8 protein-coding genes and 1 pseudogene are annotated in these 9,557 nt (G+C 53.7%); 6 read left to right on the top strand and 3 right to left on the bottom strand.

Translation table 11 applies throughout. The features are described 5' to 3' along the window. Positions 1 to 2,143: hypothetical protein (locus Q668_RS07300; protein WP_022988949.1), on the top strand; the 2,143-nt coding region annotated here is incomplete at its 5' end. A 199-nt stretch (positions 2,144 to 2,342) separates the two neighbouring features. Here the strand turns inward: Q668_RS07300 and Q668_RS07295 are convergent. Next, a pseudogene (locus Q668_RS07295) lies at positions 2,343 to 2,999 on the bottom strand (beta-ketoacyl synthase N-terminal-like domain-containing protein); the annotation flags it as partial. A 312-nt stretch (positions 3,000 to 3,311) separates the two neighbouring features. Beyond that, positions 3,312 to 3,797, bottom strand: coding sequence for a DUF6231 family protein (locus Q668_RS07290; RefSeq protein ID WP_022988947.1), 486 nt, complete (start codon positions 3,795 to 3,797; stop codon positions 3,312 to 3,314). A gap of 375 nt (positions 3,798 to 4,172) precedes the next feature. On the opposite strand from Q668_RS07290, the gene Q668_RS07285 reads away from it, so the two are divergent. The 3 genes from Q668_RS07285 to Q668_RS07275 all read left to right on the top strand — a co-directional run bounded on the left by Q668_RS07285 (position 4,173) and on the right by Q668_RS07275 (position 5,842). Continuing rightward, positions 4,173 to 4,376 carry a CsbD family protein gene (locus tag Q668_RS07285; protein WP_022988946.1) on the top strand — a complete coding sequence of 68 codons (204 nt, stop codon included), beginning with the start codon at positions 4,173 to 4,175 and terminating at the stop codon, positions 4,374 to 4,376. 168 nt (positions 4,377 to 4,544) lie between these two features. Continuing rightward, positions 4,545 to 4,946: a DUF4398 domain-containing protein gene (locus Q668_RS07280; protein WP_022988945.1), complete on the top strand. Its 402-nt coding sequence runs from the start codon at positions 4,545 to 4,547 to the stop codon at positions 4,944 to 4,946. Next, complete coding sequence (locus tag Q668_RS07275) at positions 4,943 to 5,842, top strand: OmpA family protein (RefSeq protein ID WP_022988944.1); 900 nt, start codon at positions 4,943 to 4,945, stop codon at positions 5,840 to 5,842. The genes Q668_RS07280 and Q668_RS07275 overlap by 4 nt, the downstream gene beginning before the upstream one ends. A gap of 22 nt (positions 5,843 to 5,864) precedes the next feature. Here Q668_RS07275 and Q668_RS07270 read toward each other — a convergent pair whose 3' ends face one another. Beyond that, complete coding sequence (locus Q668_RS07270; protein ID WP_022988943.1) at positions 5,865 to 6,557, bottom strand: VIT family protein; 693 nt, start codon at positions 6,555 to 6,557, stop codon at positions 5,865 to 5,867. Between the two features lie 709 nt (positions 6,558 to 7,266). Between Q668_RS07270 and Q668_RS07265 the strand changes: the two genes are divergently transcribed. Continuing rightward, the gene (locus Q668_RS07265; RefSeq protein ID WP_022988942.1) at positions 7,267 to 8,298 is read left to right on the top strand and encodes a 2Fe-2S iron-sulfur cluster-binding protein; all 1,032 of its coding nucleotides are present in this window, start codon (positions 7,267 to 7,269) and stop codon (positions 8,296 to 8,298) included. Positions 8,299 to 8,324: 26 nt separating this feature from the next. Continuing rightward, positions 8,325 to 9,482 (top strand): alkane 1-monooxygenase, encoded by a 1,158-nt coding sequence (locus Q668_RS07260; protein WP_022988941.1) that lies wholly within the window; start codon positions 8,325 to 8,327, stop codon positions 9,480 to 9,482. Positions 9,483 to 9,557 lie beyond the last annotated feature (75 nt).

Here is a 9,557-nt window from a genome sequence, read left to right as displayed (position 1 = left end):
CAGAAATCACCATAACTCTAAACAGGGTTCCGATATCCAAGGCCAGACCAGAATATCGCTTCAGTCTGACAAGCAAAAGTTATTTGTATTACAAGGGCGAGCAGGCCTCGACCTACTGGACAGCATCGAAAAGGAGATATACGAACTTTCCAGCGAGCACCGTCTGATGCCGTCGCCAGATCAATTAGAGCACTCGACGGCAGCCAAGGTGCTCTCTGCTGCGGGAAGCGTGGGCGAAAATGCAGATACTTTGCGTCGAGCTGATGGTCTGACTATTCGTCGGTTAGGATGGTCACTACAGCTGCGTCACGTAGAAACCTTGGCTCGGGATCTGCCACCAAATCAATGGAAGGAGCAGCGCGAGGAATTTTATCAGTTTGCCCATAACCATATCTTACGGGCAGACAATCTCTTTGCTCATTTTACCTACTTACCAAGACTACTCGGCTTTGCAATCAGCATGAATGAGTGGGAGCAAGCTGAGCAAATAGCAGTGAAGTCCTATCGAGCGATCGATACCTTAGCTTCTGAAGTCGGCAGAGGGAAAACGGTTCGTATTAACGGATGTGATGCCAAAGTATTAAAAGATCTTTGGGGTTATATCAAAGGTACTTTAACTTGGCTGTTTATTGATGCAGCCACTCGCTACCATGATCCCAGCAAGCTATTTCTGGGTGAACGATCAAGCAAGAAGAAGCGCTTAGCAGATCTCTTTCTGAATCAAATTGTGGCAACTCTGACTGATTTTGAGGCGCTACTGGATTTGCGCTTTGATGTGGCTGATTTCGAGAAAAAAGCACCGCTTGTTGCGTCAGCAGATCTTGCGAAAGAGGCTTACAAGTACATTTTGAATAGCCAGTCTGCTGAGGAGCTGGTTGGCAAACGTGATACTAAGAAAGAGAAGCAAATTTTGAAGTTGCTCGGCAACGCCGAGCTTCTCGACGTGGAGATATTTGAACAGTTTATCAACTCTACGCGCAAAACCAGATTAGGAAAGGTAACTAGAGGGCAGAAGAAAAATGACAGTTACTTGCCTTATCTTTTCCCGACTCGACCTCTATCTCCGGCTGAAATATCGGAATTAGCCCCCGAATGCGTTGGCTTGCCACCCGCTTCAGGCAAAGCTCCAGCCTTCAGCCCAGCAGTAACATGGGCTAAATATACTCAAGTTTTGCGTGGAGTTTGGATAAAACCTACTCTTCTAGCAGCGGAACAAGACACCAGCGATAAGAAAGCTAAGCGACGCAAAAAGTATCTGAAAATTGGCACTGACAGTAAAGACAAGGTGGTGGTTGCATTAACCAACCTGCGTACCGAAGACAGCGATTGGGCGGCTACCGCATGCAATAAGCCGAATTTAAGCCGCAAGCGTTACCAGAAAATATCCAAATTGGTTAACGATGTATTAAAGCTAAATCCGAGGCCGGATTACGCCCTTTTCCCAGAGCTTTCAATCCCGTTGCGCTGGCTGAATAGTATTGCCGCCAGATTGAGTGCGGCGGGTATTAGTTTAATTGCAGGAACTGAGTATCGGCATAGCGAAGGAAACAAGATTCTGAGTGAGGCCGCGCTGGTTTTGGCAGATAATCGACTCGGCTATCCAACCTTTGTAAAAATATGGCAACCCAAGCTTGAGCCAGCCGTTGGTGAAGACAAAGACCTAACGGTGAAATTTGGCAAGGAGTGGGATCTTTCTAAAAAATCACCGAAGCCAATTTATATTCATAACGGCGTTAACTTTGGTGTCATGGTTTGCTCAGAACTGCAAAACAGCAAGGCAAGAATTCGTTTCCAGGGTGCAGTTGATGCTCTTATGGTGCTCAGTTGGAACAGGGATCTGGATACTTTCGCATCCCTGATCGAATCCGCTGCACTGGATGTTCATGCTTACACCATATTAGTAAACAACCGGAAATATGGCGATAGCCGCGTTCGATCACCAGCCAAAGAAAGCTTCCTCCGGGATATTGCTAGACTTAGGGGTGGGGACAATGACTTCGTGGTTGCTGCGACCTTGGATATTGCTGCACTTCGAGCATTTCAGAGCAGGGCAAAACGCTGGCCTGAAGAAGGCGACAAATTTAAACCTGTGCCCGAGGGATTTAGACTATTGGACGACAGAAGAAAACTACCGCCTAGATAGTTGGCAGCGCATAAATTTGGACTTTATGAGTCTGATAATACATAAAGTATGATACTTTTTTGTTTAATTTTTTGAGAAAAACCAAGAGATGATTTCTTAAAGTATGATACTTTTACTACTTGATGAAAATTGTGCTGCAATAAAATCAAAGAGTTACTTTGATCAAAGTATGATAGTTTTTTGTCAATCTACAATCCACCACCAGTGGCTCCTGCTTACGGCGAGGTATGCTGACAGGTGCGATTTCTTCCGCAAAAACGCCATTCTGTTGTGCATCGGCGGCTTTTTGCTGGGAACGAAGTGCAAAAAGATCCTGATCTTCCCGGGAGATGCCAAACTGTTCGGCGACATTCTCCGCCGTTTCCGGCATCGAATCGATGCCATACTGCTCCTTGATCAGCGGATTGACAAACCGCCAGCCAATGGTGGTGTCTTCGATTTTCTGGCCGCGGGAGAAGGGTGAATCCGCCTTGCCCATTACATAGGGTGCCCGGGACATGGATTCAACCCCGCCAGCCAGCGCCAGCTCAAGTTCCCCGGCCCGGATGGCCCGGAACGCGGTGCCCACCGCATCCATGCCGGAGCCGCAAAGCCGGTTCAGGGTTACCCCTGGTACTGAGGTGGGCAGGCCCGACAGCAGAACAGCCATGCGGGCTACATTACGGTTGTCTTCGCCAGCCTGGTTGGCAGCCCCCAGCATGACTTCGTCAATGGCGGCCGGATCCAGCGCAGGGGCCTGATCCAGCACCGCGCGCACCACGTGGGCGGCGAGGTCGTCCGGACGCACCGGCGCGAGACTGCCGCCAAAGCGGCCAATGGGAGAGCGGCGGGGATGGCAAAGATAAACGTCTGTCATGGTTCGGTGAGCCTCAGTTAACCGGTGTGTTCAGAATGTTCCTGGCAGCCTGTCGGGCTTAAGGAGTCGTCGCGACCAGGGTGGGCAAACGGCGCAGTAGATTAGCCTTAAGTCCGGCTGGCTGTCAGGATAACAGAATCGATTGCAGATGGTGACCGTCTGTATTGTGCCGGGAATCGCCTGCTAGTGTGTACCTGGTACCTGCAAATGCCCGGGCCTTTGTTGCAGATAGCCGGGGTAATCAGGTGTGTTGCCATGAATCAGCTATCGTCCACTGGCTTTGGCCTTTCTGGGACGGCGCCGACGAGCGCATCACCACCAGGCATTGCCCCACATTTCCGGGTTGGCCCAGTAGTCCGGATTGTTCCAGGTGCGCTTGTGGTTGTAGCTGTCCAGGTTGTAGGTGAACAGGGTGAGGATTTGTTCATCCTGTTGGGTCTCACCATGGCGCTGAAACCCGAGGCCGATAAAATCGTTGAAGTGCCATTCGCTGTTTTCCGGAATCAGTACTGCGATCCGCTGGGTGCCGAAGTTCCTGAGCTGCCCCAGCAGCAGTGTGCCCTGTGCGTGGCTCAGATGCTCCAGGGTCTCAGTGATAATAGCCAGATCCGGCACCACCTCCGGCGGCAATCCGGCATTCGGGTCGGAGCTGTCGAGAGTCAGCTGCCGGTGTTCCGGTTTTTGGCCCCGCCAGACCTGGCCAACCTTACCGGCGGTCTCGCCACAGCAAAGCAGTGTCTTTGGCTGGCTGGAGTCGATGATGGCGGCCAGCGTCTTTGCAGGTTGGCTGATGGTCATGCCGTGGGCCTGTGTTGGTCAATGGGCAGATACTACCTTGTGGTCGATACGGTTGTATCTGTCGCACAAGCCACAGCGTACCAGAATCCGGGTCGAAAAGTGATGCATCAATAGATACGACTGGCATGGGGTTGAGCCACCTGCTCACCGCTGCCTCATTACGGTGGAAAGCCGATGACAAGGCAGGTGTCATCGGTATGGGCGCCCTGGGTGCCAATCTTCCGACGCCTCTGTCCGGTGTTGCCAGCCCTGGGTGTGATAGCGCACAGACTTCAGCCGTGTAAATGCACAAGCATAGCCTGCTGGCAGTCGGAGCAGGGTCTGTTACCGGCGTTTTTGCCGATCGTTTCCCTTCTGAATACAAGGAGAAGACTAATGAACAGAGACACCATTGAAGGCAACTGGAAAGAGTTCAAGGGTAAGGTAAAGCAGCAGTGGGGCAAGCTCACGGATGACCGGCTTGATGTGATCTCCGGCAAGCGGGAAGAGCTGGCTGGAGAGATCCAGCAGGCTTATGGTGTTACCAGGGATGAAGCTGAAAAGCAGATCAAGGACTTCGAAGAAGCCCAGAAGCACTGACCTTCCCTTATTTCAGGTGTTCTGCACTTTGCCTGCGGTTTACCACCGCAGGTTTTTTAGTGCGCCCATCCGGAAAAAATCTGCCGGTGGGTGCGGTAGCATACAGATGCCTGCGCCACATGCTCCTATAGTCGATATGAAACATTAGACTTCAAGGGGAGAAACGATATGTATCAGCCAATCTATAAAGAGCGCTTGAGCCACCTGCGCGGGGCCTTGTGTATGGCTCTGGCAGCTTTGCTGCTTACCGCCTGCGCAGCCGCATCCCAGGCACCCACGGGCGCACTGACTGAAGCCCGCGAAGCGATTGCCAGTGCGGAACAGGACGGTGCACGGCAGCATGCCGGAGCCGAACTGGATGAAGCCCGGCAGAAACTGGAGCAGGCCGAGCAATCCTTACGCAAAGAACGAATGGGTGAGGCAGAAAGGTATGCCCGGGAAGCAGCCATTGTCGCGAAACTTGCCGCCGCACGCACAGCGTCCGCGAAGGCAGTAGCCATCAACAGGGAAATGGGCCGTGGGGCTGATGCCCTGACCGAAGAAATGCAGCGCACAGGAGATCAGCAATGATTACGTCAACAATGCAATATGTCACGCGTGGGTCGCTGCTGGCGGCTGTGCTGACCTCGTCGCTGCTGGTGACCTCTTGTGCCATGTCGCCGTCGGCACCCCCCGGCGCTGAACAGGTACGTGGCAAACTGACTGCACTACAGCAGAATCCTGACCTTTCAGAACGGGCGAGGATCGAGATCCGGGCGGCAGAGGTGGCTGTGCGCATTGCCGAACAACCGGTCAGCGACAGAGAGGCGGAGCTGGGCAAGCACCGGGTTTATATGGCGGACCGGGCGGTAGAGATTGCTGAAGCCAGGGCGGCGACGAAATATGCTGAGGACCAGCGACTCCGGCTTGGCGAAGATCGTGATGCTGCCCGCCTGCAGGCTCGTACGCAGGAAGTGGACAGGGCCCGCGATGAAGCCTCCAGAGCCCGCACTGCGGAACTGGCAGCACAGAGCTTGCAGGCCGATGCAGCTGCAGCCGCCATGCAGCAAAGTAAGGACTACCAGCGCCAGATCGAAGCTCTCGAGGCTGAAATTACCGACCGCGGTGTGGTTCTGACTTTGGGTGACGTCTTGTTTGCCACTGGTAGTTCTGACCTGCAGAAGGATGCCAACAACAGTCTGAATAAGCTGGTCAGCTTTCTGAATCAGTATCCGGACCGCCAGGTGCTGATCGAGGGGCATACGGACGATGTGGGCAGTGTGGAATTCAACCGTGGGTTATCTGAACGTCGTGCCGAATCGGTAAGAGGTTACCTGAGACAGCAGGGAATCGCCTCAAGGCGACTCGCCACTGCAGGACTGGGCATGGAGCGGCCGGTTGCGAATAATGGCACTGCAGCCGGACGCCAGCAGAATCGGCGGGTGGAAATCATCATCGAGAACCCTCCCGGCCCCGGGGTCCGGTAAAAGTGGGGGGCAGGCCGGGGGATCAACCGACAACCACTCCGAATAGTGCCCCTGCTCCGGCGGTCAGTGCCATCGCCAGGGCCCCCCAGAAGGTCACCCGCGTCGCGCTCAGCAACGCGGGTGCGCCCCCGGCCTTTGCAGACAGAGCGCCAAGCAGGGCAAGAAATGCCAGTGAAGCGCCCGAAACCGTCCACACCAGCTGTGAGAGCGGAGATAGCAGCACGGTCAGCAGGGGGAGTGCAGCACCTATGGCAAATGTGCCGGCTGATGCCAGGGCCGCTTGCACCGGTCGGGCGGCCAATGCTTCGGAAATGCCCAGTTCGTCACGGGCATGGGCACCGAGGGCATCATGCGCCATCAACTGGCTGGCGACAGCAGAGGCCAATTGTTCGTCCAGGCCGCGCTCCGCATAAATGGCTGCCAGTTCCGCATGTTCATGCTCCGGATTATCTTCCAGTTCTGCCCGCTCCCGATGTAAATCGGCACGTTCGGTGTCGGCCTGAGAGCTCACTGAAACATACTCGCCGGCGGCCATCGACATGGCACCTGCAACCAGCCCCGCCACCCCGGCAACCAGAATGCCCTCGGCACTTGCTCCCGTGGCAGCCACTCCAAGAATAAGGCTTGCAGTGGAGACAATACCATCGTTCGCACCCAGTACGGCGGCTCTCAACCAACCGGTTCGGTGTGTTTTATGGTGTTCTGAGTGTCCCATGAGCCTTCTCCTGAAAAGTGACAGTTCTCTGATGGCAGGCCATCTTTCCCTCCCCCCCCCAAGTTCAGTTTTCCCGGGTACCGGGAGTGGGCGTGGTAAACCGCATGGTCTTGTCCGGTGGCGGGCAGTCCGAGTTCATTTGTTCTTCGGCGAGCAACAGCTAATGCTTATGGTGGGCTGCACACAGGGCAATAGCACCTTCTTTGCTGAAACAGGGCAAGCCAATCCGATCCGGGAGAACAGGATAGCTTAACGGCGTTTGAGTTATCTACAACCAGGCGTTGCGAGTTTCTTTTTCAGACCACTGAAACCGTCGAAGTGCGTAAAATTCAGCCTGGAGAACAGAATAACCTGTGGGCTGAAATCAATCATGGCGGCCTGGGCATCGGCGGGAAGGCACTGTTGGGTAGTGCCTGAAAACGGGGCGCTGCATTTGACCTGTATCAATAAAAAGGTCGGTTATTTTGAACGTGAAGATCCTTGCGTTGACAGGGATACGTCTTTTTTCATTTCTGACTGCAAGGCGCATGGTTACAGGCGTTGAGCGGTATTTCATTCTCAGTCACCTGCCTCTGTTCCATCCTGCCAGTCCCTTTTTCATCACGATGTTGCTTTAACGGTAACCAAATAGCATATTGCCTTTGCCTACATTACATGCAAGATTGTCTTACAATCGGTCAGTGATAATAACAAAGGCAAGAGGCAAGAGATGTTCGGTCTTTTCAAGTCAGCAAAACCACACACCCTGACGATAGAAGGGGTAGGTGAATTTACAGTTAACCCGAAAGAAACCATTCTCAGTGCGGCCCTGCGACAGGGGGTTCGTTTTCCCTATAGTTGTAAGGTCGGTGGCTGTGCGACCTGCAAGTGTCAGCTGAAAGGCGGCAAGGTAAAAGAGCTGACATCGTCGGCATTTATTCTCAGCGCGGAAGACCTCGATAATCAATTTATTCTGGGTTGCCAGTCGCAGCTGAAGTCTGATGTGACTGTGTACGTAGGCGGACTGTCGGATGGCAGCTCTGAAGTGAAGTCCCTCAGCGGTGAGATTGCGGCGGTTGAGCGCCTGACACAGGACATGGTCAGAGTGTCAGTCAAGCTGCCGGAGCCACTGAATTACCTGCCCGGGCAATACGCACTGGTATCGGTACCGTCGATCACATCCGGCCCTCGTAGTTATTCCTTTGCCACGGCGCCAAAGGGAGACACCGTTGATTTCTTTATCCGTGAGGTACCGGGTGGAGAAATGTCAGTCTGGGCTAACCAGTCGGCCAAAGCGGGAGAAAACATCACCATCGATGGTCCTTATGGTGATTTCTATCTGCGCCCGGGTAGCGGCGAAATGCTGATGCTGGCGGGCGGCAGTGGCCTTGCGCCGGTACTCGCCATTCTTGAGGATGCGATGGCGCACAAAATCGACCGCGACGTGATCTTTATCTACGGTGCGCGCACGCAGGCTGACCTGTCTTGTCAGGAAGACATCGCACAGATTGCCAGCAACTGGTCCGGGGCTTTCCGGTTTATTCCTGTGCTGTCTGAAGAACCGGAAGACAGCGACTGGGAAGGTTTACGTGGCCTGGTCACTGATTTCATTCCTGAAAAAGCCGCTGCTGTAACGCAAACCTATATGTGTGGGCCACCGCCCATGCTTGATGCTGCTGAGGCCTGCCTGAAAGAGCATAACCTGAGCAACGATGGGATTTTCTGTGATCGTTTTACCAACCGCTCATATAACAACAAGTAGTTGTTGAGCATAACGAGGGCGAACCTATGTTCCATTATCTGAAGTACTTTTTGTTCCACATCATCGGCCTTCTGGCTGCTGTGTCGTTATTCATGGGCAGTGACTGGATTGTTTACGGCCTGACGGGGATTTTTGGCGGCTATATACTGTTGGATGCAATCCTGGGTGACGATACCTCGACACCGCGTTTCAAGCACCCCGGTATTCTGACCGCTCAGTTGTGGCTGGCTCTGCCTCTGCTGTCGTTGATTGTTTTCGCGTTTGTCTGGCAGGTCAGTCCGGGCGATGTCCTTGGTGTTGGCGAGTTCCTGACATCGGTGACGGGTTACGACCTGCTGGCATCCAAAGCGGAAGCCTCGGTTCTGTCGAATGTCAGCGCCGTCCTGATTACCGGCCTGATGATCGGTATGATAGGTACCATTACCGGACACGAACTGACCCACCGCACCTGGGACCCGGTATCCATGTTTGTCGGGCGCTGGTTGCTGGCATTCAGTTTTGATGTGGCATTCGCTGTTGAACACGTATACGGTCATCACCGTTATGTCAGCACCACCAAAGACCCGGCGACTGCGCCGCGCGGCCGTAACGTCTACTTCCATATTATTGCGTCCACCCTTAAAGGCAATATCAGTGCACTGAAACTGGAAGCGGAACGTCTGCGTAAAATGGGTTTCAGCCCCCTGTCTATCCGTAATTCCGTCCTGCGTGGTTATGCTATGAGCGCATGTATTGTGGCACTGGTCTATATGGTCGGTGGTTTTGAAGCCACGCTGCTGTTCATCGCTGCGGGCCTGTTTGGTAAAGCATTGCTTGAAATTGTAAATTACATGGAACACTACGGCATGGTCCGTAACCCGGAACTTCCTGTGCAACCACGTCATTCATGGAATACCAACAAGCGTTTCAGCTCATGGTCCATGTTCAACCTGACACGTCACTCGCATCACCATGCGCACGGTGAGGTACCTTATCAGAATCTGCGTCCGTATCCGGAAGCCCCGACCATGATTAACGGCTATCTGACGACTATCGTAATTGCCCTGATTCCACCCTTGTGGCACAAGCTGATGACACCCAAAGTGCTGGAGTGGGATAAGAAATACGCCAGTGAAGAAGAAAAGGTACTGGCAAAAGAAGCAAACCGCACCAGTGGTATCCCGGCTCTGGTGAAAGGCGCCTGATACCTTCAATCACTGCCAGTAACCGGAAGCCCCGCGCTGGCGGGGCTTTTCTGGTGGTGCGCCAGGCATGGCGCG

Source organism: Marinobacter sp. ES-1, from assembly GCF_000475255.1.
Lineage (GTDB): Bacteria > Pseudomonadota > Gammaproteobacteria > Pseudomonadales > Oleiphilaceae > Marinobacter > Marinobacter vinifirmus.
Note: the sequence above shows the minus strand (reverse complement) of the source record. Positions and strands in the feature narration are given on the sequence as shown.

What these genes read in the sequence shown, in the direction of transcription:
- Q668_RS07290 (WP_022988947.1), bottom strand. Translation starts at nt 3,797, where the DNA reads ATGACCATCAGCCAACCTGCAAAGACGCTGGCCGCCATCATCGACTCC.
- Q668_RS07285 (WP_022988946.1), top strand. Translation starts at nt 4,173, where the DNA reads ATGAACAGAGACACCATTGAAGGCAACTGGAAAGAGTTCAAGGGTAAG.
- Q668_RS07280 (WP_022988945.1), top strand. Translation starts at nt 4,545, where the DNA reads ATGTATCAGCCAATCTATAAAGAGCGCTTGAGCCACCTGCGCGGGGCC.
- Q668_RS07275 (WP_022988944.1), top strand. Translation starts at nt 4,943, where the DNA reads ATGATTACGTCAACAATGCAATATGTCACGCGTGGGTCGCTGCTGGCG.
- Q668_RS07270 (WP_022988943.1), bottom strand. Translation starts at nt 6,557, where the DNA reads ATGGGACACTCAGAACACCATAAAACACACCGAACCGGTTGGTTGAGA.
- Q668_RS07265 (WP_022988942.1), top strand. Translation starts at nt 7,267, where the DNA reads ATGTTCGGTCTTTTCAAGTCAGCAAAACCACACACCCTGACGATAGAA.
- Q668_RS07260 (WP_022988941.1), top strand. Translation starts at nt 8,325, where the DNA reads ATGTTCCATTATCTGAAGTACTTTTTGTTCCACATCATCGGCCTTCTG.